The 24137-nt window shown below is 41.4% G+C and carries 19 protein-coding genes; 13 read left to right on the top strand and 6 right to left on the bottom strand.

All coding sequences use genetic code 11. The features are described from left to right. Positions 1-995: 995 nt before the first annotated feature. The 7 genes from CYLST_RS04705 (at position 996) to CYLST_RS04735 (ending at position 10164) form a co-directional block, all read left to right on the top strand. Positions 996-1784 carry an FHA domain-containing protein gene (locus CYLST_RS04705; RefSeq protein WP_015206562.1) on the top strand — a complete coding sequence of 263 codons (789 nt, stop codon included), beginning with the start codon at positions 996-998 and terminating at the stop codon, positions 1782-1784. Positions 1785-2116: 332 nt separating this feature from the next. Next, positions 2117-2740, top strand: a complete 624-nt coding sequence (locus CYLST_RS04710) for a DUF3859 domain-containing protein (protein WP_015206563.1) — start codon at positions 2117-2119, stop codon at positions 2738-2740. Between the two features lie 6 nt (positions 2741-2746). After that, complete coding sequence (locus tag CYLST_RS04715; RefSeq protein ID WP_015206564.1) at positions 2747-4507, top strand: asparagine synthetase B family protein; 1761 nt, start codon at positions 2747-2749, stop codon at positions 4505-4507. After that, a complete protein-coding gene (locus CYLST_RS04720) occupies positions 4495-5706 on the top strand; it encodes a diaminopimelate decarboxylase family protein (protein ID WP_245587464.1) in 1212 nt (403 codons plus the stop codon). Before CYLST_RS04715 ends, CYLST_RS04720 begins: the two co-directional genes overlap by 13 nt. Positions 5707-5714: 8 nt before the next feature. Beyond that, the gene (locus tag CYLST_RS04725; protein ID WP_015206566.1) at positions 5715-7019 is read left to right on the top strand and encodes a toprim domain-containing protein; all 1305 of its coding nucleotides are present in this window, start codon (positions 5715-5717) and stop codon (positions 7017-7019) included. Between the two features lie 177 nt (positions 7020-7196). After that, the gene (locus CYLST_RS04730; protein ID WP_041232954.1) at positions 7197-8000 is read left to right on the top strand and encodes a TcdA/TcdB pore-forming domain-containing protein; all 804 of its coding nucleotides are present in this window, start codon (positions 7197-7199) and stop codon (positions 7998-8000) included. Next, positions 7927-10164, top strand: coding sequence for a hypothetical protein (locus CYLST_RS04735; RefSeq protein ID WP_157162527.1), 2238 nt, complete (start codon positions 7927-7929; stop codon positions 10162-10164). The genes CYLST_RS04730 and CYLST_RS04735 overlap by 74 nt, the downstream gene beginning before the upstream one ends. Before the next feature lie 711 nt (positions 10165-10875). Here CYLST_RS04735 and CYLST_RS04745 read toward each other — a convergent pair. Next, complete coding sequence (locus tag CYLST_RS04745) at positions 10876-12606, bottom strand: asparagine synthetase B family protein (protein WP_015206568.1); 1731 nt, start codon at positions 12604-12606, stop codon at positions 10876-10878. Between the two features lie 148 nt (positions 12607-12754). Between CYLST_RS04745 and CYLST_RS04750 the strand changes: the two genes are divergently transcribed. From CYLST_RS04750 to CYLST_RS34155, 6 genes are all read left to right on the top strand, one after another. Next, positions 12755-13906, top strand: coding sequence for an acyl-CoA dehydrogenase family protein (locus CYLST_RS04750; RefSeq protein ID WP_015206569.1), 1152 nt, complete (start codon positions 12755-12757; stop codon positions 13904-13906). A gap of 78 nt (positions 13907-13984) precedes the next feature. Then, positions 13985-14491, top strand: coding sequence for a DUF4112 domain-containing protein (locus CYLST_RS04755; RefSeq protein WP_015206570.1), 507 nt, complete (start codon positions 13985-13987; stop codon positions 14489-14491). Positions 14492-14510: 19 nt separating this feature from the next. After that, complete coding sequence (locus tag CYLST_RS04760; RefSeq protein WP_015206571.1) at positions 14511-15446, top strand: alpha/beta fold hydrolase; 936 nt, start codon at positions 14511-14513, stop codon at positions 15444-15446. 740 nt (positions 15447-16186) lie between these two features. Further along, a complete protein-coding gene (locus CYLST_RS04765; RefSeq protein WP_015206572.1) occupies positions 16187-16498 on the top strand; it encodes a hypothetical protein in 312 nt (103 codons plus the stop codon). Positions 16499-16622: 124 nt separating this feature from the next. Then, positions 16623-16991, top strand: a complete 369-nt coding sequence (locus tag CYLST_RS04770; RefSeq protein WP_041233433.1) for a pentapeptide repeat-containing protein — start codon at positions 16623-16625, stop codon at positions 16989-16991. Between the two features lie 173 nt (positions 16992-17164). Next, positions 17165-17404: a hypothetical protein gene (locus CYLST_RS34155; protein WP_015206574.1), complete on the top strand. Its 240-nt coding sequence runs from the start codon at positions 17165-17167 to the stop codon at positions 17402-17404. Here the strand turns inward: CYLST_RS34155 and CYLST_RS04775 are convergent. The 5 genes from CYLST_RS04775 to dnaK form a co-directional block, all read right to left on the bottom strand. Then, positions 17360-18208: a DUF1838 domain-containing protein gene (locus CYLST_RS04775; RefSeq protein WP_015206575.1), complete on the bottom strand. Its 849-nt coding sequence runs from the start codon at positions 18206-18208 to the stop codon at positions 17360-17362. The two genes, CYLST_RS34155 and CYLST_RS04775, sit on opposite strands and share 45 nt — an antisense overlap. 197 nt (positions 18209-18405) lie before the next feature. Then, a complete protein-coding gene (locus CYLST_RS04780) occupies positions 18406-19437 on the bottom strand; it encodes a VOC family protein (protein ID WP_015206576.1) in 1032 nt (343 codons plus the stop codon). Between the two features lie 63 nt (positions 19438-19500). Beyond that, positions 19501-20145 carry an acetoacetate decarboxylase family protein gene (locus CYLST_RS04785; RefSeq protein WP_015206577.1) on the bottom strand — a complete coding sequence of 215 codons (645 nt, stop codon included), beginning with the start codon at positions 20143-20145 and terminating at the stop codon, positions 19501-19503. Between the two features lie 42 nt (positions 20146-20187). Continuing rightward, positions 20188-21384 (bottom strand): flavin monoamine oxidase family protein, encoded by a 1197-nt coding sequence (locus CYLST_RS04790; protein WP_015206578.1) that lies wholly within the window; start codon positions 21382-21384, stop codon positions 20188-20190. Between the two features lie 422 nt (positions 21385-21806). Then, positions 21807-23711 (bottom strand): molecular chaperone DnaK, encoded by a 1905-nt coding sequence (dnaK, locus tag CYLST_RS04795; RefSeq protein WP_015206579.1) that lies wholly within the window; start codon positions 23709-23711, stop codon positions 21807-21809. Between the last annotated feature and the right edge of the window lie 426 nt (positions 23712-24137).

The raw sequence follows: 24137 nt of genomic DNA on the forward strand, positions 1-24137 counted from the left end.
TTTGATTGCTTTGGGTTCAAATCGCCTAGACGCCAATAGCCACGCACTTGGGCACATGATCGTTCGCGGCGTATTTGCCGCTGAGACTAAGAAATTCATCCTAGCACTTTCATCTTGTTACTCAACTTCTCTATCCGCAATGTCTGATGATATCCTCAAGCTACCTTTAGTTTTTATACCACGTTAATAAACTGTCTACTGTTTAGCTTTGTCTTGTTCGCTACCATCAGGGGTGACACTTTATTAACTAGTGTCAGTTAATAAAGTGTCACTCACAAGATTCCCGTTTTTGTTCTAAAAGAGATATTCTTAATTAGTGCAAGGAGTGATACCTGTTCACAACGCGTTGGTCACAAGTTATCTTGGCAGTGCTTCTCCCTAGAGGAGTGTTGCGGATTTCAAATGTTGCATCAAAGTAGTGGGTAGGTATTAAGTTATACGGGAAAGCGCTTGGGAACGCAAAAACTCAGGCGCTTTTTCGTGTATAAAATTAGGCATAAGTATTATTTAACAGTAAATATGGGAGTGTTTATTCGCACAGAGTAAGCTGGGAAACTACCGTTTTTGGGCGTTAGGCTTTGAGTATTGGGTATTGATAATTGCTTTCACGCATTTTGCATAAATAGCATACTCAGAAGTGATAACTACTGCGAAATTAAAAGGTAAAATTAACTAAATTAACTTTTACTACAATCTCAAGTTGTACCCAGCGGATACAGAACAAAACTACTAATATAGTTTTGGTGGCTCTTAATGTTTTCTTAAGAATCACTGTATGTTGCCAAAAAAAATCCGAAAATTTTCAATAAAAAAGAAAAGCTCAAAATATTTTTTTTTATTGAGACTTTTCGTGATATCGATAAATAATAAGAGTAGCAGTAGCTTGGCTAGAAAGTTATGAAACTTAACCCTTTGAAGCAGCTCAATTTTCCAAATTGCAGCGAAAGCTGAAAGGGCAGCAATTATCCCTGATTGTAGGCTGAGACAAAATATTCATGACTGAAATCAGCAAGTCAGATTTGTTGACATTAAGAGACTCACCGATGAAGGCTGAATTGGCAGAAAAGGAATTAGCTCGGAAATTAAATTTATATCAGGTGTTCCTGAAGTTGTATGAGCACCATAGCAGTCTTCTAGATGAAATTATTCAGCTAGAAAGCCTAGATCCTATGTCGTTGAAGGGGATGGAACCAATTTATCTACAAGGTGTAGTAGATAATGGTGCTGTTTATGTGATTACTAACTTATGCGACAATAAGACTCAAAGTTTACAACAGCCGCAGCGGATTTGGACAATAGGTCGTGATTATAGTAGTGGGATTCAGATTCCTGATAGATATTTGTCTCGTCGGCATGCTGCCATTCAGTATATTGACAATCAAGGTTTCTACTTAATTGATTTCAAAAGTACTAATGGTTCTGCTGTGAATGGTAAACCAGTCAGTCAGCAAGTCTTACTCAAAGATGGCGATCGCATCCGGCTAGGGACGATGACTTTTGGTTTTTTCCTGAATCAAACCAGCCGCGTTCTCCCGACTGTAGCAATGGAGTTATTGATGCAGCTTGTGCCTCGAACTGGTGATGGTTCAGAAGAGTCACAGAGTAACTTGCGCTGCTTACAAAAACCTGGAGCTGAAAACCTAGATGCTGCCAGAGATTTTTCCTTAGATCCCAACTTAATTAAAAAGCTGGGCAATTTGTATAGCAGCTTCAGTGTAGAGCAGCAGTCAGAAATTCTAGATCGCTTTTACAGCCAGCACAAACCCTATAATCCTACTAGCTGAAAAAGTTCAAAACCTAGGGACAAAAAACGGCGTAGAGTATATCTGCCGCCGCTTTAACGTACACATCTTGAGTTTTAGAGTTGATCTTGTGTATTTTGTAGCTAAGTTAATTGAACACAGATACCGTAAGTATATAAGAAGTACTGTGATCACGATTGAGGGGTCTCACCCTTCAGGGGTAAAGCCCTTACCTGATGTTGTCCTTGTCCTCAAGAACTTTTAGACAGGAGTAGGAAGCATTGAAGTTTGGCAAAAATATCTGGCAAAGAATCCGAAAAGCAACAACTTCAGTGTGAAGATTAGCGTATACCTACACAACACCAGATGCAGCTATGACGCAGCGACTGACTCAAGAGCAATTAACACAACTAATCGCTGAGGTACAAGGGCTGCAAATTCGCCGGGAAGGGGAACTTGACCAGGAACAGGTTAAGGAGATTTTACAAGAATTAAATTTACCGCCAGAGTTACTGGATGAAGCGCTGATACAATTACGTCGTCGCCAAGCGTTGAAAGTGAAGCAACGCCGGAATCTCTGGCTGATATCTGTAGTAGTTGCAGCTTTAGTGGTGGCGATCGCATCTACAATATATTTCAATCAGCAGCGAACCGCTGTACTCTCCAGGATTTCACCCCAACAAGACCGCATTAGCCTAGCATCGGATGATGGCGGTAACTTGAAGACTATCTCTCGTCAAAGCAATCCAGAGGTTTTTTACCGTGTGACGTTGAAAGATGCACCAATAGGTAAGAAACTATCTCTCTCTTGTACGTGGATTGACCCAACTGGTGTAATTGTCAAGCAAAATAACTATCAAACCCGCGAAATTAATACGAATGTTTGGGACACTTATTGTCGCTACAAGATTAACTCTGCTGCACCTGTTGGTGATTGGACAGTGAAAATGTTTCTAGAAGGTCGGATGATTAGCGATGAAACATTTGAGGTGAAGTAGTGTGACATGGCTATCAACACCGCACCCTATCATTTTATTGGGTATTGGGGTTACGGTTCTGAACGTGACTTAACGGCGTTGTTAACTAATTTAGAGACAAAATCTCTAGGTTCCCCAGAAGAACATCCTCATCATCTCGTCTGGAATGTTGCTTATATCGGACTGGGGAATAAGTCTGCATTGCCTCCAGCATTCCCAAAAAATATAATTGCTGCTATCTCTGCATCAGGAATCTCTAGTTCACCGGATGCTTGGGTAAGATTGCAAGAAAATGACTATCTAATTTTGGGTAGAGAGGCTTTCGGCAGAGTGCCTTTGTACTGGACACAGAAAGGACAGGTAATCTGGTTTGCATCTCAACTGCAACTACTGTTACCAATTTTGTCACAGCCAGAGGTAAGCGTTCCTGGCTTATACGGCTATAGCTGCTTTTCTTATGTCCCTACTCCCCTCACACCTGTTAATCAGGTGTTTGCAGTACCTTCGGCAACTGAGTTGGTTTGGCGGTGTGAATCAGGTAGGCTTTTTTCACCACAGCCTCAAAGTATTTACTCGTGGCGTGAATCAGCACAACAGCTAAATGATGAAGCAACGGCTGTTACTCAATTGCAAATTCTCCTGCAAGATGCGATTGTTCGGCAAATTGCTGATTTAAAAGATGAACCTGTGGGGGTGTTGCTTTCTGGTGGGTTGGATTCTTCTGTTGTGGCGGCGTTGTTGGTGCAAGCAGGGGTAAAAGTCCGCGCTTATACTCTAGATTTTGGTGCGGCTGCAATGCCTGAATATCCCTATGCTGAACAGGTTGCCGAGTTTCTGCAAATTCCCCTGGTTAAAGTGGCGGCCACTCCAGGGTATATCAAAAAGGCGCTGATTCCTACGGTGCGATCGCTAGATTTACCTTTTGGTGATGGGGTAACTGTTCCTTTGTATCTCCTAACTCAGGCTGCTAGTCAGGAAACTCAGGTGATTTTTAATGGCGAAGGTGGAGATCAATTATTTGCCGGTTGGACGAATAAACCTTTAATTGCCGCTGGTGTTTATCAAGCGGAAAATCCTAAAGGACAAGAAACTTTTAGCCAGCAATATCTTCGCACCTTTCATCGTCTTTGGGGTTATGAATCTCAACTTTTTCAGCCAGATGTATCAGCGCAGATACAGAATTTATCTGCTGAAGACTGGCTTTTGGCGGCTTTAGACTCTGCTGATTGTCCATCTTTGTTGCATCGCTTGCGCCGTGCCGGTTTGATGTTAAAAGGGTCACAAAATATCCATCCCCGTGCAACTGCTTTGGGGTTTGCTCATAAATTGTGGGTGCGATCGCCTTTTTGTGACTTACCTTTAGCCGAGTGGACTTTTCAACTATCCGGCGAACTCTTGCTAAATGGCGCTTGTGAGAAATATATCCTCAAAAAAGCTGTAGAAAATTGGCTACCACCGGAAATTGTTTGGCGGCAAAAACGCGGTATGGGAGTTCCCTTAACCTCTTGGTGCTTAAATGATTTCTGGCATCAAATTGGCATCTGGCTAAATCCGGGGATACTGCGTGCCAACAACCACTTTTCCCCGCAGATAGCCGCGCAAATTGTGACAGGTGAATTGGGAGGTGCTATTCAAGGACGTCGTGTTGGTGAGAGTCTGTGGTTACTGATTATGTGGCAACTTTGGCACTCGCAGGTTTTTGGTGCAGAAGTTGGGAGAAAGTCTTGGAAACATCCTTTTTGGTTACCTAGTTGGTTATGGAAAAATTACAAGCGATGGCAAGCTTAAAAAAGAGTCATGTGACTCCCCCCTTTTCTTGGGAACTTGCACAGGATTTATTGACTACCTACGGCTCTCCGCTTTATGTTTATCAAGGCTCACGCTTACGCCAAACTATTGAAGGCATTACCAAAGCTATCAGTTATCCCCGCAAGCAATTTCGTTTTGCTAGCGTTACCAATGGCAATATTGCCTTATTAAAAATTTTTCAGGCTGCTGGGTGGGGACTGCACGCTAATACACCAGGAGATATTTATTTAGGACTGCATGCAGGTTTTCACCCCAGTGATATCGTCTACAGCGGCAGTAATTTGCATTGGGTGGAAATGGAACAAGTCTTGAATTGGGGAGTTACCACCCTCAATCTCGATAGTCTGAACCAGTTGCAGTTGTGCTGTGAAGTTTCTCAATCTTTACATCCGGGGGTTTCACTACGCCTTGGTTTGCGGTTGAATTTGCCAGAAATTACGGGAGATAGTCGCATTGGTGTACGTCCAGAAGAATTTGCGGATGCGATCGCAATTACTCGGAAAGCCGGATTGAAACTCAGTGGTTTGCACTTCTACCGGGGGACGGGAACCAACGCCACAGCAGCCTTTACCGATGTCATTGATACAGTTTTAGCCACAGCGCAACGATTACCAGATTGGGAATATTTAGATTTTGGCGGTGGTTTTGGCTATCCTTATCACCACGATGGTGCAGCCTTTGATTGGCAAGGATTTGGGGCTAAATTGACCGACAGAGTCACCAATTTAGGACGGGAGATCGATTTGATCATTGAACCGGGACGATCTGCGATCGCTGGATGTGCAACTTTACTCGCTCAAGTTGTATCTGTAAAATGGCAAGCTAAAAAACAGCTTATCGGCGTTGATACCACCATTGCTAATCTTTCAGTCCTCTCTGTACATGGTGGCTATCGGAAAATTGCTACTTGGAATAATTCCCAAACTTACACAACAGATATTTGTGGAAATACCACCTATTCACGAGATTATCTAGGGAAAAATTGCCAACTTCCAGCCCTAGAAATTGGTGACATCATCGCTATTTTAGATGTGGGTGCTTATGGCTATGCCATGTCTTCACACTTTTTACATCGTCCCAAACCTGCGGAAGTGCTGTTAGAAAATCACACACACCGCTTGATTCGTAAACGAGAAGATTACAGCGTTTTACTAAAAAATCAAATCCTAGATAAATAACAACCATTATGAAATGTATTAACTGCGGAACTGAAAATAATTTAAAAGAGCGGACAGCTAATCAAGGTCGATGTAAACAATGCCAGCATCCCTTCGTCTTTGAACCCACCGCAATGGGTAATATTAAGATTACTGACCCCATGTTTGCCAAAGTTATAGCTGAAATTTCCGCCAATAACACCTTATTTTTTACACCCAAACAACTGCTTTACTTCTTGGATAATCGTCTCAAAGCTAAATCATTTAAATTATCAGGATTTGGTTGTCTTTATATCTTTTTTAATATCTGGGTTACAGGTTTTTTTGGCGGAATTCTTAGCAGCATTTTCTCGTCGGATAATTTCTGGTTAATTATCAATTTAATATATCAAGTCTGTGTAATTATCTATTTGTATAATCAGACCAAATCAACAAAATTAAGCTATGTCAGTCGTCAAGCAAGCGCTAAGGCTTTACGGGTAATAGGAACTTTAATTTTAGTAGTTGGAATATTAACTAGTCTGTTTGTATTGAATTCATTTATAGTATTCGTCATCGTTGTTATATTAGGAATACTATCGATATATTTGGGAACTAGACAGATAGATAGAAATAAATCAACGCAGGAATTTTTGATTTCTCAATCACAATTTCAAGCATGGCTAGACAAATGGCAACAATTCAACGGTTCATCTCCCAAAATTTTGCCTTCAGCACGAGAGGAACTTGCACCAGCAACAATCAATCCTGATGTCACAGCTTACAGTTTTGATAGGTTAGTTGTTTGCGATAGTTCTACCATTGCTCAATTCTTGATTGCTAATAATTTTCACTTTGAAAATAACTGTGCAATTCTCAGCATCACTGGCTATCCGCAAAGCATTTTTGCCACCACAATGGAAATGCTCCGCCGCAACCCAGATTTACAAGTTTATGCGCTGCATGATTGTAGTCCAAGAGGCATGAATTTAGTAAATCATCTCCGCAGCAGTGATGCTTGGTTTCTTAACAGCAACGTGACGATTATTGATGTAGGACTTTTACCACGTCAGATTATTGCTACTCAGCGGGGAATGTTTATTCAAACCTCTCCTGAGTCAGCACAAGACGCTAAACAATTAGCCGTGAATGTTCGTCAAACTTTAACTACTGAAGAGTTAGCTTGGTTAGATTCTGGCAATTTTGTGGAATTAGAATCCTTCACTCCCCAAAGATTAATTAAAGTTCTGCAACGTGGTATTGCTGGAAGTCGAGATTTAGCAACTGACGATAGCAACTTAATGATCATAGGTGATGCAGGAAGCGATATCTACGCCGTTGAAAGTTTTGGTTAAGTAGGTGGACGTGAGATAACCAAAATGTGTAACGATATGTAAAATTGCCTTAATGCGTGATTCTGGTTGAATTTTAGCTATTTTACAAAACGTAATATATTTTTTTCTCCGTTTATCTACTTACCCCAAAAGCATGATATGTTAAAAAATAGCAATTAACTCTGAGTAAAAAAAAATATGTCATTGCCAAATTCATCGAACCAAACACAATTTGATTTAACCGAAAAATTAAACGCCGAAAGAGCCACTACAATTAAGACAATTAATACAGTTAATCAAGATTTTATAATTCTTACCCTGGATTATCAAAAATTTAAACAAGCTGTTAAAACACTTGCACTCGATAAAAATATTGATTTAAAAACGTCCTATCTCATTCTTGAGAATACAAAAAAAATTGGCGATAAATATGAACTTCAATTTGTTGTAAAAGGGTCACAAGAGGCTAGAAAAATTGAGACTAATGATCCTACTTTTTACGCCTTTAAAGAGACTTTCAATACTGCTTTAAATAAGGCTAGACTCATCACCCAGGATGAAAAACCAACTCAATCAACTAGAGCTTTAGTACCATCATTACAAATGGAAGCTTTAGACGTAATTGATTCTGCCAGTTGGGGAACAGCTATTTCAGCATTTATTGAATACGCTAATAGCGATGAAGAAATTTCTTCTTTACCAACAACTTTACAAATACAGGCATATTATGGACTTTTTCAATCTGGTCTTACTCTAGGACAAGGAGCTTTTTCAATTACTCAAGTCATGAGCGATCTAGCCGGAAATAAATTTATATCTCTCAGTGAAAAGATGGGGAATAAACTCTTACTTGCGGCTAAAGGCGCTGACGGCTTAAAGAAAACGGCCCTCAATGCAATGGGAAAACTTGTCTCTAATTCATTGACTATTGCCACTGGAGTTTTTAGTATCGTTTTCTCCACCGGAGAATTTACCAAATATTGCGTATGCCTATCAATCTGATCCATACTCTGATTCGCCAAGATTAATTGAGGAATTTGTTAGAAATTGGAGTTGGTCGGAAGGTATATTCTCTGATATACAACGATATCATTATCGTATTACTAATCCTAAGCTTAATAATAGATATGACAAGCAATGGATAGAAGAGACAATGTATTATGCAGAACTTACTTGTCAGCAATTTCTCAATGAACCTGGACAAAGGAAACTGAACGAATTCATTGATTTTGATCAGACTTTAAAAGTCTATGGGAAATTTTGGTTACGTTATATTTTAAAACGCCCAGTAGCTAATTTACTGCCCAAAGTTTATGACGAGAATGCAATTTTAACCTTAAATCCCGAGGTGAATTTAGTAGATCAGCTTCTTTTAAACCAACAAGAAAATCTAATAAACAAACAAGAAGATCTAATCGATGAAATACTCGTCTTAAATCAAGAGGAGAATATACCGGATGATGTACCTTTAAACCCAAAAGAAAGGCAAGTAGTTCAATACCGTTTACTAGATTGGGCTTTATTGTATAGTGAGGATAATAATCCTCAAGGCAATTTTATAGCAAGATATATCTCTCTGATCTTTGATTGCTATCAAAAACCTCAGTATTTGACTGATCAATATCAGCTATACCTAGATGTATATGCACAAGAGGTTAATCGTAGATTAAACGATAAACCAGAAAACCTCGAGAAATTAATAGAACTGTATCAGAATTTCAAAACTCGGCAAAAACTTTTTGTTAAGGAAATTTTAAGAAATCCCCTCACTAATTTACTTGCTGAACCTTCTAGTGATGAGTCTCCTTTAAATCAAGAGGAAAAGACACGAATTTATGCGCTTTTAGAGGAGTGGACTAAAGGAGGCTATTCTGGTTATGCTACCATAGATGATTATGTGTGCCTTGTTGTTCAAGCTGATGTAAATCCTCAATTTGCAGACGAACAGAAAGAAAGAATAAAGATAGAGTCGCATGAGATCACTGAAAAATTAAAAGAGCTTCCTGGACAACTCGATGACTTAAAACAAATCTATCTGGCTTTAAACACACCAGAACAGATTTTTGTCCGGCAAATTTTAAGGACTCCAGTGTCTAATTTACTTTTAGAAGTTATAAAACTTGATAATGAGAGTGTTTCCTTAAATCAAGAGCAAAAGATACAAGTTTATAATCTTTTATTAGGTTGGACTCAAAGTGAGTATGCTGACTATGATTTTATGCCTGGATATATAGAGCTTGTTTTTTACACCTCTCAAGATTCTAAACTTGTCAGGCAATATAAGACGATAATAGATCAGTATGTACAAGGTTTTAGTTCACAATTAAGTAATAACCTCGTAAAACTCGAACGATTAAGACAACTCTATGGGGAATTAAACACTCAAGAACAAATTTTTGCACGGAACCTGCTAAAGATTCCTGTGGTTAATTTACTTCTACCTGATAATGAGAATGTTTCCTTAACCCTAGAAGTTAATGTCTCATTAAATCAACTAGAGAATGTTTCTTTAAACCAAGAGCAGAATGTTCCCTTAAACGAACAAGAAAAGATCCAATTTTATGCTCTTTTAGAGGAGTGGGCGGAGAGAGAATATGGTAACCATAGTACGTTGTACGAGTATATAAAACTTGTTTGTGAAGCCTCTGAAAGCCCTCAATTTGCAGAGGAAGTCAAGGAAAAAATAGATCTGGATTCACAACAGGTTAGCTGGGAATTAATCGAGGCAGAAGATTTGAGAAAATTAGAGCAATTAAAACGACGCTCTCTGATCTTAAAAAGGCAGGAAAAAGTTTTTCTACGAGAACTTTTAAAACCCCTTATTGCTCATTTACTTCCCGATCCTTACACTGAGAAAGTATCGCTAACTGAAGAAGAAAAGGGACGAATTTATAATCTTTTAGGGGATTGGCTTGGTGGACAACAAAGTGGTCTGTTCAACGACTATCTAAATGCAGTTATCAGTGCTTCCTCTCGAGATACCGAGGATGAAGAAACTCAGCTACAGTTAGATTCTTTGTCATTTGAAGTTAGTCAAAAATTAATGGATGAAGAACCACCAGAAAAACTCCAACGATTAAAACAACTGTCTGAAAGTTTAGAAAAGCCTGAAAAAGATTTTTTACACGAACTTTTACGACCAGTAGTAGCTAGTTTACTAGATTAGTAACTCTTTTAATTAAAAGGCTGAAAGATTAACCGAAGATTATTAGGTAAATTTTTCAGCTTTTTGTTAATTATTTATCCCTCTCCTAAGAGGATGTCTGAAAACTTTTTAGTGATGTATCAAGCACCCGTAGATCCCCCTAAATCCCCCTTTCCAAGGGGGACTTTGACTCCAATTCCCCCCCGGAAGGGGGGCTAGGGGGGATCTCGATACGACTTGATACTTTACAAACATCCTCTAATGGGACTTAGACAGAAATTAAGCCCAAATGAAGCCCAAACTAGCGGTATTCGCGGCAAACACGTCACAATTCATGGTTAACCATATGTGCAAAGCACACGCTACGCGAACGAAAAATCGAAAAGATATCGCTGTTCTAAAGGCTTTATTAGCTTCAGTAAATGTGTTTAAAGATTTGTTTGCCCACTTTCAATACGGTTTGGTTAACGTTTGAATCTGTGGAAGATCCCCCCAACCCCCCTTAAAAAAGGGGGGCTTTAGACTGTTTTTTAGCCCTTAAAAAGGAGGGCTTTTGGCTTGCTTTTACCCCCTTTTTAAGGGACTTTTGACTCTCTTTTACCCCCTTTTTAAGGGGGTCGCCGCTGGCGGGGGGATCTTACCCTAACCGTATTGTAATCACCCTTTGGCTTCCCTATAAAAAACTTCCACCCAATTTCTTTGGGAATATAAACTAATTTACCGGAAATTATTCTATTTTCGGTTCACCTGTAACCAAATTTCTAAACTTACCAATAGCCAAAGTTTAACGCCATAACGTCCCCAAATATCCCCTTCAAAATTTAGCCAGTTACGCAATAGTGACTGGTTGATATATGGGGAAATAGCACTTTTTTTATTTAGCAATAATTTCCTTGCTTCTCGCTGCCAATATTTACGAAATCCCAATTGGACAGGAACCATCATTCCACTTTTGGGACGATGAATAATGCTATCGGGTAAAATATCAGCAACAGCTTTTTTTAATACGGCTTTTTCTTCTACTCCCGAAAGTTTGTATTCTGGGGGAATTTGCATACTCAACTCAACAACTCGTTGGTCAAAAAGTGGTGATAAACCCTGTAAGTTTGCTGCTTGAGTTAAGTTACTTACCTTGGTGAGAATCTGGTCTGCTCCTTTAAATTTGATATTCAATGCCATTAACCGATTCAAATAACTGGCATCAGAATCTAAATCAGCAGAAAATACAGATGGTTCTGTTTGTAAAGATGCCCAAACTTCTGGTTTTAAAAGTTGCGGTAAATCTAATGCACATTTCTGAAAAGAAATTAGATATGCTTGCAGCGAATTTTGATTAGTGATGGAACCATATAAACTATTAATTAACATCGGCTGATTTTTGGGGCCACCAAAGCAAGGATCACCACCCTCACCATTGAGTACAACCTGCACATTCTCCCGTGCCATTCTTCCCAGCAGCAGATTTGGTACTGTCAAAGGATCGCCGATAGGATCATCTAAATACGCCATTGTTTCAGGTAGACGTTCCCACATATCGCGAAAGGTGATTTCTAAAATGTGGTGTTGAGTTTGGCAATGTTGGGCAACTAAGCTAGAAAATTCTAATTCATTGGGAGTTTCGTCACCAAAATGAATTGAATAGGTGTGAACTGGTGCATTATGGAAGTTTGCGGCTAAAGCTGTGATGCTGCTAGAGTCTAAGCCACCAGATAAGAAAACTCCCACTGCTTGATTTTTGGGTAAATATTCTTGTACAACTTGATTAAGTAGGGAACGCAAGCGATCGCTATACCATTCTAAATTTTGATTCGCTGCTGTAATCTCCTCTTGTAGCTGCCAGTAACTATAAACTTGCTCAGAAGGCATCTGCATCACGGTTCCTGGGCGCATTTCCCGCAGATTCTGCCACAGTGTTCTCTCTCCGGGAACAAAGGCACAACAGAGATAATCTCGCAGTGCTACCACATCTAAATCATCTGATCTATGGGGTGTAAGCGATCGCATTTTCGGGGCAATCCAGCGAGTTAAACCAGTGGTAGTGTAGTAGAGAGTTCGGCTACCGATGCGATCGCGCCCTAGCCATAAAACCTGTTGATGGCGATCGTAAACCACCAACCCAAACATCCCCACCAACATCTTCAGGCATTCAGAACCCCATTTTTCCCACAGTAGCGCAATCAATTGGCAACCATCGCTTCCCTGAAAACCGCCAATATCAACTCCCAATTTTTGCCGCAACTCCACCTGGTTACTTAGCCATACATCCCCAACTACCACAAATCGTCCTGTAGGACTAAGTGCAAATTGCTCTGGAGAAAGCGCAGAAATCACCGCAAACTGGTCATCTCGCCAAATTATATCCTCGCAGAGAAAATCTAACTTTCCCCATGCTACAAGCCAACTAGGAGCAACCTCGATAGATGCGATCGGAGATTTAGATCTGCTAAAAAGATTAAATAGCATTAGGTAGTCTGCAAAATCTTTCACTAGCACAATTGTATGCAAACATCGGTCAGCATCAATCGATTGGCAGCTTTTCTTGAGCGGCTCTTTCCCCGAAGTTGTTGGATAATGGGATGAACTATCCCGAAAATCCTTGTAATATAGACACTTGAAAACTCACCCTAATCTTTTCGATCAGGTTAAGGCCCTCGCCCAAGACTTTGGCACCCGTGCAGCAGCACACGACAAAGAAGCTTCCTTTCCCTTCGAGAATTTTACAAAGTTGCACAAAGCGGGACTACTCAGCCTCACCATTCCCTGTGAATTGGGTGGACAGAATTTGGGTTTAGCTAGCATCTGCCGGGTAATCGAGGGGATAGCCGGTGGTGATGCTTCAACCGCCCTAGTACTGACAATGCATTATCTGCAACACGCCCAAGCTGCCCGCCATCGTCGTTGGCCTCCAGAACTTTACCAGCGGCTGTGTCGTGAATCAATTGAAGGCGTTGCCCTGCTGAATGCTGCCCGTGTTGAGCCTGAATTAGGTACACCAGCTAGAGGTGGATTACCAGCGACAATTGCTGAACCCACAACGGATGGCTGGCGGTTAACAGGTCACAAACAATACACCACAGGTAGTCCCATCCTGGGTTACTTTATCGTCTGGGCTAGAACCACTGAAGATCAACCGCAAGTTGGTAATTTTCTTGTCCCCCGCGATGTTCCTGGCTTACGAATTGTCGAAACCTGGGATCATTTAGGAATGCGAGCAACAGGCAGCCACGATCTAATTTTGGAAAATGTATTAATTCCCCAAGAGTACGCCCTTGATATCCACCCGATCTCAGTTTCCCCAACTGTTGATCCCTTGGTTGCTGCTTGGAATAGTTTGACAATAAGTGCTTTGTATCTGGGAGTTGCCAGCAGTGCTAGAAATTGGCTGACTAACTACCTCCAGGAGCGCACACCTTCTAATTTAGGGGAACCATTAGCCAACCTGCCACGCTTCCAAGTTGCTGTGGGTGAGATAGAAGCCTTGCTGTTTGCTAACAAGACACTAATTTACAGCTTGGCTCAAGAGATTGACAAGGGCGAATATCAACCTAATCTAGGATTACAAGTACAAGCTGTTAAATACCTCACCACAACTAACTCTATTCGTGCTGTGGAGATGGGCTTAGAACTCACTGGCAATCCTGGGTTGTTAAGAAAGAATCCTTTAGAGCGACATTACCGGGACGTTTTGTGCAGTCGTATCCACACACCACAAAATGATGTTGTCTGTCAGTCTTTAGGCAAGTCTGTACTCGAAGTTAAATAATCAGGATTTAATTAGGTTTGGGAACCTTGATCTAGCTAAAATATGTAACGATTCAATTAGAAAGATGCGATCGCCACAATGCCTGAATCTCCTGATCGGTTTCTCGCCGTCCCACCTGATGCCTATGCACCAACCTTAAAGCGTCTACGTCAACTCAGTGGACTGCTGGAAAATGTGATTACCATTCCTGGAACAAAGGTTGGTATTGGTTTAGATCCGATTATCGGCTTGATACCTATTGGTGGTGATGTTTTAGGAGTGATACTTTCCGGGTACATCATCGTCGAATCGGCACGGCTGGGTGTGTCTAGAGCCACTTTGGGCAGAATGCTTTTAAATGTGGTCATCGACGGCTTAGTCGGGTTAATTCCTGTACTGGGGGATTTTTTCGATGTTGCCTGGAGAGCAAACACTTATAACATCAAGCTATTGGAAGAATCCTTAAAGTTTCCCACCCAGAAGAAAAAGGCAGATAGGTGGTTTATCCTTGGCGTGTTGCTTGGATTGTTGCTGCTTGCCATTGTCTTAGTAGCCTTAAGTGTGATACTAATTAGTATGCTGTGGAAAGCCTTAACTGGCGCTTAAATTGGTTATTAAAACAGGAATGAAAGATTGGTGGCAAGTTAATTTTCCCCAAGGGCGGCAAAGTCTAACTATTACTGATGCTCAGGGATATCCTGTACAAATTGCTTATGGCGAAAAGGGTACAGGTAAGCCGCTAATTTTATTACATGGATTAGGCAGTTGGAGCTATAATTGGCGTAACAGTATTGAGCCATTATCAAAATTTTTCCGGGTAATTTGTTTTGATGCCAAAGGCTACGGGTTTTCTGAAAAACCCCTATCTCGTCGAGAACAGAGCGGTCATCAAGTTATTGAACTAGAGCGAATAATTCAGGCATTATGTGATCAACCTGCTGTAATTGTGGCAGAATCTTTGGGGGCATTAGTTGCCTTAGCACTTGCTGAACACAATCCCCAATTAATCGGGCGGTTAGTAGTAATCAATGCACCTATTTTTACTAAAAGTTTACCACATTGGGCAATGGGGTTACTTGCCCAAGCGCCACTAGAATTAGTTCACACAGTAGACGTATTACGTCTAGCATATTTGTTTGCACCGCTAGTGCGAGAAATTGCGGCGATAGAAAGACGCAAGGTGCTATTTGAACCATCAATGCTGACACAGGAAGATGTCTACTGGATAACTTACCCATTTATTGAACTTCCTGGGACTCTGGTGAAAGTGGCTGAAGAATTACAAATAGCAGTCCAGGAAATTGAAAATTTGCAAGCTAACAAGCCAAATATGCTCAGTAAAATTCAAAGTAATCTGAGTGCTATTGAGTGTCCCACACTAATTTTGTGGGGTGATCAAGATAGTTGGTTTCCTGCTAGTCATGGTGAGAAGTTGCATCAACATCTCCCCAATTCGATATTACAAATTCTGCCTAACTGCTATCATGATGCTTCAACTGGTTCTTTTAAAGTGGTGAATGCAGCAATTCTGAAATTTTTGCAGGATACAAATTTCTGTTAAATCAATGACCGAATTTTAGATCGGAAATAAATTTAAAATCCAAGATCCAAAATCCTTGCAATGAATGACCATCCCATAAAAAGAGAGTGGGAGTAGGCATACCAAGCGCCATTGATCTCCCACTCTACCATTTGCTGCTGAAGCGTCAGGAACATGTACAGACGCTGCCTGTTATTTAAAGGGCTAATGCGTACGTCAACGACAACCTACGTACTTACTATTCCTGTTGCAGCAAATGATAAACCTAATTATTAATATTTAGTTGCTGAAAAGTAATCAGCAAATTAGTGGTAGATATGCTTGCTCTGTCCCTGATAACAAATTAGTAGACAGTGTTTACAAGAGTGATTTTGTCATGTAATAGACCCTGATTACAACACCCTTGAACTTGTTTAACTTCTATAAATATAACTTAGTTAATTATGTCTTGGTTGCCAAGTTGGCAATGATTTTGAATTTTTATCTTTACTCATCCCTAAGTCTGGAAAATTCAGAATATTGCTAAGTTATGGGGAATATAGAGGAAATGGGTTGTATATTTTACGGTTCATCCCCTCTGTTTTTATGCCATTTTGCCATCAGGAAAAGCGGTGAATAAATAAATTTACAAATTGCTAGACAAAGCTTAAAAATTTATCCCTGCTCAGATTTGCAGTTTTTGACATTTTCGATACATAAATTGAGTTTGCCTAATTAACCAGAGCGAGGCAATAATGAATTAACCGATGATTTAGAGCTAAATGGTGAGTAGCAATTCTGTCAAAAGCAACGTCATTTTCACGGTAAATCCCCTAAATACTGCTCGCTTACGTTTAGATAAGGAAGTAGAAAAAATCCGCACAACGCTAAGGTTATCTTCAAACGCTGTCGGTAAGGGTTTCATTAAAGTTATCCTTTCATTGGTCAGCCTGATCCAAAATCTAGTCGTTAGATGCATAGACTCGGCGTGCAGCGCGGCTTCACCCCATATCTTGGGTGAAAATGAGATTCTAAAAGCCGCCAACAAGCGTTGGCTTACCAATGAAAGTCCAGGTTTTTCCCAAGGGTTGTAAAAGAGAACAGGGAGTTAATAGCTTGATTTTTTCTTGGGGGCGATTTTTTTGTTAGTGAATGCGCGAGCCTTTTGGCAAACTGCAAAGTATTCTGGATATATGGGCAGAAGCAGGTGAAAAATGCATGGATGCTGAGGAACTAAAACGGCGTTATAGTGCAGGGGAGAGATATTTTCCATCTGCTAATTTAATTAGAGCGAAGCTGGTTGGTATTTATCTCCCAGGTATCAATTTATGGGGAGCTAATTTGACTGAAGCGAACCTAGCTAAGGCTAAACTCTGGGGAGCAGATTTGAGTAGAGCCAATTTAGCGAAGGCAAATTTGACGAGGGCTAATTTGTGCGGTGTCAACCTAAATGAAGCGAATCTCCGGGGAGCCAAGCTTCACTATACCAAGTTGTATGGAGCGAATTTAAGCGGCGCTTATTATGATAACAGCACACGCTTTTCTAGAGGTTTTGACCCTGTTAGTAATAATATGCGGAAGCTTTGACGTAATTTTTGCTGCACAGTTTTACCATGTGCGCTTCATGCACACAAAGACAAGAACTGGCGCAGGCCTCCCGCTTACTCGATAGAGAAGCGGTGAGATGAATTGCGGGACAAAAACGAAACGCACCCTAACTAATCTCAACCGCTCTTTGATGAGGGCTGGGTGCATAGGAGATGTCACGGTATTCTCTTGGTATCGAAGTAGAGGGTGCTGATCAAATTTATCTGAGCGAACGAAGTTCTCATTCTATGTTTTCAAAACAGTTAGCAACAACGACTTGGTTTGAAATTCATCTTAGCAATACTGGAGAGGAAGAACACGCTAACATGGCAATTTATACCATTGAAAGTATTCTGATTAATCAGATCTTAACTTTCCTCCGGTGCTGGCAGCGGGAAGATATCCCCAGCTAAGTAAGCGGGAAAATGCTTTTGGAAGTACAGCCAAGAAGTCATATCTTCCCCATCGAGAAAGACTTTCGGGGCTTGCTTATATAAAGGTAGGCGGGTGTTAATTTCTGCTTGCAGCAGTGGGGGTAACTCTGCCAAACCACCAACTTTGCTCCCAGAAGCACTATAAATAAGATAACCGGGGCGATCGCCGACTGCGGAGCGTAGCGTGCCGGCAGCATCGCTCATTTTCATCCAAGGCAGCCACTGACCAATCCGATCCCAACTCAGCCTCAGTTGCGTCACAGAGGGAATATCAGGGTTAACTAAATCAGCTGTGGGTACAGTGATTTTAAACAATTCCGCCGCTTGATAAATCGGTGATGGGCAATATTCGGCAAACTTCTCATCTTCTGCTAGAGGATTAGGATAAGTGGGAAAGATATCAAATACAAAAGTGGTATTCTCACCATCAACTTGGGCGGGGAATTTGCCTTTAAAATGCCCTTGCACAGGATTATTGGCAACGTGCATCACTGTAACTGTCTCCCCTGTCCAGGGGTTTTCCCACTTCCGCAAAACTTCATCTGTCTGTGGGTTTAGATAGTAAGTCAGTTCCCTAGAAGTAAAATCCCAGCTACCCTCAGCGGTGGCAATACACCGACTCACACTCATCCCCACGATTTTAAACAGTAGTTGCCGCTTCTCGCCAGGGATAAAGCTATAAATCTTACCACTCCAAATCAAAAAACTGGATTCGGTGGAATCAAGGGAAGAACGAGTTTTGACCCATTGCTGGGCATCAACTTCTTGGATTTCGGCTGCCATGCTGTGTCTCCTTGTTAATTAGTTGAACTATGCTTTTTCAAATCTGCGATGGGCTACAGCGGGCCTCCTTTCCCATCGCCATTTTTCATTGTGATGATTGCCGCACTCACTACAATCGGCTACCTGATAGATACATTACTTTTTGTCAATAAGTAATAGTGAAAATATGTTTTTCCCTTGCCATAAGATTTACGTAGTTAATTACTTTCTACCAAAGTCCAGAAATAGCCATCCGGTGAAACAAAGGAAAAACTCATCTCTCCAAATTCATTAATTAAAATATTAGTAATATTTGTCGCCTTACTTGCCCGAACCCGCTCAAAATAACTAAGTATTCCCCGCACACGGTAAGTGTAGAGGCACATTCCCAAACTGCCTGGTTGGGAAGCTTCAAAGCGCGACTCTAAATTGATATCTTCTGGAAAACGAATAATGTACAGTCTGCCACTGCGCGCCGCCATAAAGTCCGATGTGGAGGAACGAGGATCATCAAAAGCCGTGACAATATACTTTTCTCCAGGGTTGAGGTCAAAAAAATCTCTACCCGCAGCAGAAGCTTCGTAAGTAGTCTCCACCTCATCACGCACCCGCAACAAACCCAAAACTTCCTCGTAAAACTTCAGGGTTTCTTTGCTGTCATCCTGAACAATCATCCCCATATGGGTAAACTGGCTAGTTTTGAAAGCCGAATTGTAATTGATTTGTCCGTACTTCGGCAACACATAGCCAAAGCGTTGAAATAGCACCTGTCGAGTCAAGGGTTGCAATAGTAGCATTTCCCGCACCCCAACTGCCGGATCGATAAAAGGACGGTTTTTCTTTTCTTTATCGTAAATAACTTCCCAGTAAGAGTTAGTGTATTTGATCTCCCAACCAGCCGTTTTTGCATCCTCTACGTGATTTAAAACACCCAAGAGATCAGCAGTTAAGGTAGTTGCCCAGCGATTGCCTTTAACTTTCATCGAACCCATTGCTAACCCTGAATTTGTGGCATTTTGCCAAATCATCAGCCGAATTAAACCATGATCTGCACCTTGGTGGTAAAGGCGGATCGCGTGTAAAGGCGAATTCACCCCATATAGTTGATAGGCTGCGGCTGCGGTTAATTCACCCACTTGACCAATACGATAGCCAAATTGCTCCCAATATTGAATAGCAGAAATTGGCTCTGGGATGCCAATACACACCTCATAAATACCTTCAATCGCAGTTTGCGCGTTCAGAGTCATACTAATTTTAAATTTCCGATTTTGGATTGGGAATTAATACACGCCTAATCAAGCCCAGCCATTTTACCTAACTTCTACTTCCCTCTGTCCCACAACTTTTGGCGCATCAACCCGCAAACTCATCTGTTCAGAACGAAAGCTTAAAAAAGGCTGACCTAAACCAATACCAGAAAAAGCACTTTCAGCGGGAACTTCTAACTGAGAATTAATCAAACCTAACAGGGACTCAAATTCTGAAGAGAATATCAGCAAATCAGCACCCATTGCACTGAAACTAGATATAGCTAACCGCTGTCGCCATGCTAGGTTTTGCCGATGATAGTTAAGACTACACAGCTTCTGTCTTCCCTGACGGACAGTGACACGCTCTCCTTGTTCCCAAGTAAACTCAGCTAGTTCCTTCGGTAGCCCCCAAATTTCTTGCCCACCAGCCACCGAATCAGCATTATCTACGTAAATATGGGAAATCCAAGCACCAATTTTGCCCTGATAGCTAACGAAAGCAGGGGCAACAATTAACTCACTGTACTCCAGCACTGAACCTGACCCATAATGAGATAGATACACATCACCGAGGGTTTTGCCAGGCCATACAGTAATAATTTCTAACTCTGAGGGAATCAGAGGGCGCACTTGGTCAATATTCACCAAATGCAGAGTTTGAATAGCGTAGCCTTGTAGTATCCAAGGCGTTTGTGGATATGGCATTTAAATTATAGTGTTCCTTATTTCCATGCTACTGGTGAAATCCTAGGATGAAATAATTTTTTTTGCTGCCTTTATTCCCGTAGTGATTGCCATTTCCATGCAAGGAAGCCAGTGATCACCCACTAAATAAAAGTTTTCAGCTAGTACATCTGAAGGATAAATTTTGTTTGTAGGAAGTTGGGGAATAGCATATTGCCAACTTTGTTGTTGCAGAATTTTATAGGTTTGAAAAACCTCAGCAAAATCAGGCTGATGATGAAATGATTCAACTTTAAATAATCGCTCACCATAACGACTCATACCCAATATTTTATGGTTTTCTTCTTGGGAGAATAGAATATCACAACCCTGATAATGAAGATGTTTTTCTCCTTCAATTACAAATACATTAGTATATCCATAGGCAATAGAACTCTGATAATTAAACAAGTTATTCAGAGCTATCCCTGGAATAGCAGAAACAACTACGTCGCAAACATACTCTTGATTACTGCTAAACAAAACCCATTGTTTTTTGTCTTGATGCACCTTCGTGATGGGTTGATTGAGTGCGACGCGATCTTTGATGTTAGTGTATAAGGTTTCTGTGAGCAAGCTTATACCACCCTGAAAACTCTGGAGATTAAATGCTGAAGCTCCCAATGCAGCTGTAGCAGTCATCAGGCTAATATTTTCTGGTTCAGATGATAATTGCTTTCTGAGAAAAGGTTTGACAAAAATTTCTTGAATCTCAGGAGCTAAACTCCGATAAAGTTCAGATACTATAAAGGGAGTTTGATGAGCTTCTAGTAAGTATGGATCTTCAGAGATAGTCTCAGCAAAACTCTTATTATTTTCTGAATATACAGCTAGCAAGCGGTTGATTTTTTGGCAATACTCAGTGGCTGCATGTTTGAGATTAGCGATAGAGATAAATAGTGGATGATCTATGCCTATTTCTCGTAAGGCAAGTGCTTTCCCGTCCTTGATAAATCCTACCCGGCAATACTTTCGGGGAACAATTTGAGATTGTAACCCCAGTTCTTGGACGAGGGATAACATTATTCTATAGTGGTCATGAAAATAACCAGCTCCTAACTCCACAGTTTCACCTGTGGGATGATGATAAGTCATTACACGTCCACCAATTCGCTCGCTGGCTTCAAAAATCTGAAATTCAATGCCACTTTTTGCCAAGGTATAACCGCAACTTAACCCCGCCAGACCAGACCCAATAATTCCAACTTTTAATCTTGACATCCGATTATTCAATAAATCTTCACATATTTACTAGCAGTTTTAATATACAGGAAAAAACTGTGATCTTACTTTTGTTATTTATACAATTTTCATATTGTATCTAGTACATATACGTAATTTTACTTTTGATTCAGGTTACCGGATAATAAAACTATTTTTCATCCAGAGTAGAACTCTTGCGTGGCAAAGGTTTCAGCTTTTTATTTTTTTATTGAGTCCTAGAAATCCTCAGATTCAAACCCGCATTATTTCTCTAATAGCTAGTAATAATAATACTCAGGGTGTACTACCCAGAAATCAAGGCAGTAGGTCTAGGCTTTTACAACCAGATCAGTGCTCATAAAAAAAACCACTCAAGCGAATGCTTGAATGGGTAATAATGAGGCAGGGGCACGATCAACTTCCCCAGACAATTAGGGCAATTATTTGCTCTCTGTGAAATCAGCGTCAATCACATCATCACCACTGCCAGAAGAGGGAGCGGAACCGCCGTCCTGAGGCGCTTCACCTGGTGCTGCTGCACCACCAGCTTGTTGATAGATGTTGCTACCAACGGCGAATAGTGCTTGTTGTAGTTCTGGTGTCAACTTCTTGATTTGCTCATCGTCTTCCTTGGCGACTGCTTCCCGCAGGTCTTTCACCAAACCTTCAACTTTGGTTTTGTCAGCAGCAGGAACTTTATCACCTAATTCTTGCAGCTGTTTCTCGGCTTGGTATGCCAAGGAGTCGGCTTGGTTCTTGCGTTCAATTTTTTCCCGCCGATCTTTGTCATTATTGGCGTTTTGTTCAGCTTCTCTCACCATCCGGTCAACGTCATTTTTATCCAAGGTAGAAGCGCCAGTAATACTGATGGACTGTTCCTTACCAGTGCCTTTGTCTTTGGCGGCGACGTTGAGGATACCGTTGGCATCAATGTCGAAGGTAACTTCAATTTGGGGGACGCCGCGTGGTGCTGGGGGAATGCCATCAAGGCGGAAGGTGCCCAAACTCTTGTTATCGTTGGCAAATTCGCGTTCCCCTTGGAGGACGTGAATTTCTACGTTGGCTTGTCCATCCACGGCGGTGGAGAAAACTTCTGATTTTTTGGTGGGAATTGTGGTGTTACGGGGAATAATTTTGGTCATCACACCGCCTAGGGTTTCTACACCCAAGGATAGTGGTGAGACATCTAACAGCAAGATACCTGTAACATCACCAGCCAGCACACCTGCTTGGATGGCTGCACCGACTGCCACAACTTCGTCAGGGTTAACAGTTTGGTTGGGATCTTTACCCAGTACCCGCTTCACTACCTCTTGCGCTGCGGGAATGCGGGTGGAACCACCAACTAACACTACTTCATCAATATCGGTTTTGCTTAACTTGGCATCTCTAAGCGCATTTTCTACGGGGATGCGACAACGGTCGATTAAGTCGGAGCAAAGTTCTTCAAATGTGGCACGAGTTAGGGTTGTGTCTAAGTGCTTCGGCCCGTCTTGGGTAGCGGTGATAAATGGCAGATTGATTTCTGCTTGGGTAACGCTAGAAAGTTCTATTTTGGCTTTTTCTGCGGCTTCGGTCAGACGTTGTAACGCCTGTTTATCTTTCCGTAGGTCAATTCCTTCGTCTTTTTTGAACTTTTCAGCTAAGAAGTCAACTATTTTTTTATCGAAGTCGTCACCGCCGAGGTGAGTATCACCAGATGTGGCTAGTACTTCAAATACGCCATCACCCACTTCTAGAACTGATACGTCGAACGTCCCACCACCAAGGTCAAACACAAGGATGATTTCGCTACTCTTCTTGTCAAACCCATAAGCCAGAGAGGCGGCAGTTGGTTCGTTGATAATCCGCAGAACTTCAATACCGGCTATTTTACCAGCGTCTTTTGTAGCTTGGCGCTGGGAGTCGTTGAAGTATGCAGGAACGGTGATTACTGCCTGGGTGACTGTTTCGCCGAGGTATTTGCTAGCGTCTTCAACTAGTTTGCGGAGGACTTGTGCAGAAATTTCTTCGGGAGAAAATTGCTTGCCAGCGCCTGGAGAGTCAAGCTTGACGTTACCGCCGCTGCTTAGTACTTTGTAAGAAACTTCGGTGGTTTCTTTGGTGACTTCGTCATAGCGACGTCCGATGAAGCGTTTGACTGAGTAAAAGGTATTTTCGGGGTTCATCACCGCTTGGCGTTTGGCGATTTGACCAACCAAGCGATCGCCATTTTTAGCAAATGCAACCACTGATGGCGTTGTCCGAAAACCTTCTGCATTAGCAATTACCGTCGGTTTACCGCCTTCCATCACTGCTACGCAGGAGTTAGTCGTACCTAAGTCAATTCCAACTACTTTTGCCATTTTAGGTGCTGGCTCCGTATAACTACAAATGAATGAATGGGAATATAAAGGGCTAAATATTGAACTAACTGATTGACAAGAGCAGTCAGTTCAGCATCAATACCTTTGCTTTGCCTTTCTTGGGGTGAAAATCCCAAGTTATGCTGATATATATACTGATGTTGTGTAGCTCGTCCATGAAGGGTGGTTTCCCGAACCTAGAATGGGACGGTTAATATTCGGTTCATGGATTGCTTTGCGCTCACTCTGTCTAATGTATGAGAATTAATACTTTCACGAATTGGGGTGAACCGTAATTCTCTAGTCGTATTTGCCGTCTTTGAAGGAATTGCGGAGAACCATTAGTAAGTGGAGCGAGGAAAAGGAGGGATGATTATGGTTCACTCTGATAACTGGACTACAAGCATCAAAGACACGATAGATAGA

Source organism: Cylindrospermum stagnale PCC 7417, assembly GCF_000317535.1.
Lineage (GTDB): Bacteria > Cyanobacteriota > Cyanobacteriia > Cyanobacteriales > Nostocaceae > Cylindrospermum > Cylindrospermum stagnale.

Bases quoted from the DNA above. Each gene is read 5' to 3' on its own strand.
- CYLST_RS04725 (WP_015206566.1), top strand. From the start codon at position 5,715: ATGAAATGTATTAACTGCGGAACTGAAAATAATTTAAAAGAGCGGACA.
- CYLST_RS04710 (WP_015206563.1), top strand. From the start codon at position 2,117: ATGACGCAGCGACTGACTCAAGAGCAATTAACACAACTAATCGCTGAG.
- CYLST_RS04715 (WP_015206564.1), top strand. From the start codon at position 2,747: ATGGCTATCAACACCGCACCCTATCATTTTATTGGGTATTGGGGTTAC.
- CYLST_RS04780 (WP_015206576.1), bottom strand. From the start codon at position 19,437: ATGACTCTGAACGCGCAAACTGCGATTGAAGGTATTTATGAGGTGTGT.
- CYLST_RS04755 (WP_015206570.1), top strand. From the start codon at position 13,985: ATGCCTGAATCTCCTGATCGGTTTCTCGCCGTCCCACCTGATGCCTAT.
- CYLST_RS04720 (WP_245587464.1), top strand. From the start codon at position 4,495: ATGGCAAGCTTAAAAAAGAGTCATGTGACTCCCCCCTTTTCTTGGGAA.
- CYLST_RS04760 (WP_015206571.1), top strand. From the start codon at position 14,511: ATGAAAGATTGGTGGCAAGTTAATTTTCCCCAAGGGCGGCAAAGTCTA.
- CYLST_RS04730 (WP_041232954.1), top strand. From the start codon at position 7,197: ATGTCATTGCCAAATTCATCGAACCAAACACAATTTGATTTAACCGAA.
- CYLST_RS04785 (WP_015206577.1), bottom strand. From the start codon at position 20,145: ATGCCATATCCACAAACGCCTTGGATACTACAAGGCTACGCTATTCAA.
- CYLST_RS04745 (WP_015206568.1), bottom strand. From the start codon at position 12,606: ATGCTATTTAATCTTTTTAGCAGATCTAAATCTCCGATCGCATCTATC.
- CYLST_RS34155 (WP_015206574.1), top strand. From the start codon at position 17,165: ATGTCACGGTATTCTCTTGGTATCGAAGTAGAGGGTGCTGATCAAATT.
- CYLST_RS04775 (WP_015206575.1), bottom strand. From the start codon at position 18,208: ATGGCAGCCGAAATCCAAGAAGTTGATGCCCAGCAATGGGTCAAAACT.
- CYLST_RS04765 (WP_015206572.1), top strand. From the start codon at position 16,187: ATGGTGAGTAGCAATTCTGTCAAAAGCAACGTCATTTTCACGGTAAAT.
- dnaK (WP_015206579.1), bottom strand. From the start codon at position 23,711: ATGGCAAAAGTAGTTGGAATTGACTTAGGTACGACTAACTCCTGCGTA.
- CYLST_RS04790 (WP_015206578.1), bottom strand. From the start codon at position 21,384: ATGTCAAGATTAAAAGTTGGAATTATTGGGTCTGGTCTGGCGGGGTTA.
- CYLST_RS04705 (WP_015206562.1), top strand. From the start codon at position 996: ATGACTGAAATCAGCAAGTCAGATTTGTTGACATTAAGAGACTCACCG.
- CYLST_RS04770 (WP_041233433.1), top strand. From the start codon at position 16,623: ATGGATGCTGAGGAACTAAAACGGCGTTATAGTGCAGGGGAGAGATAT.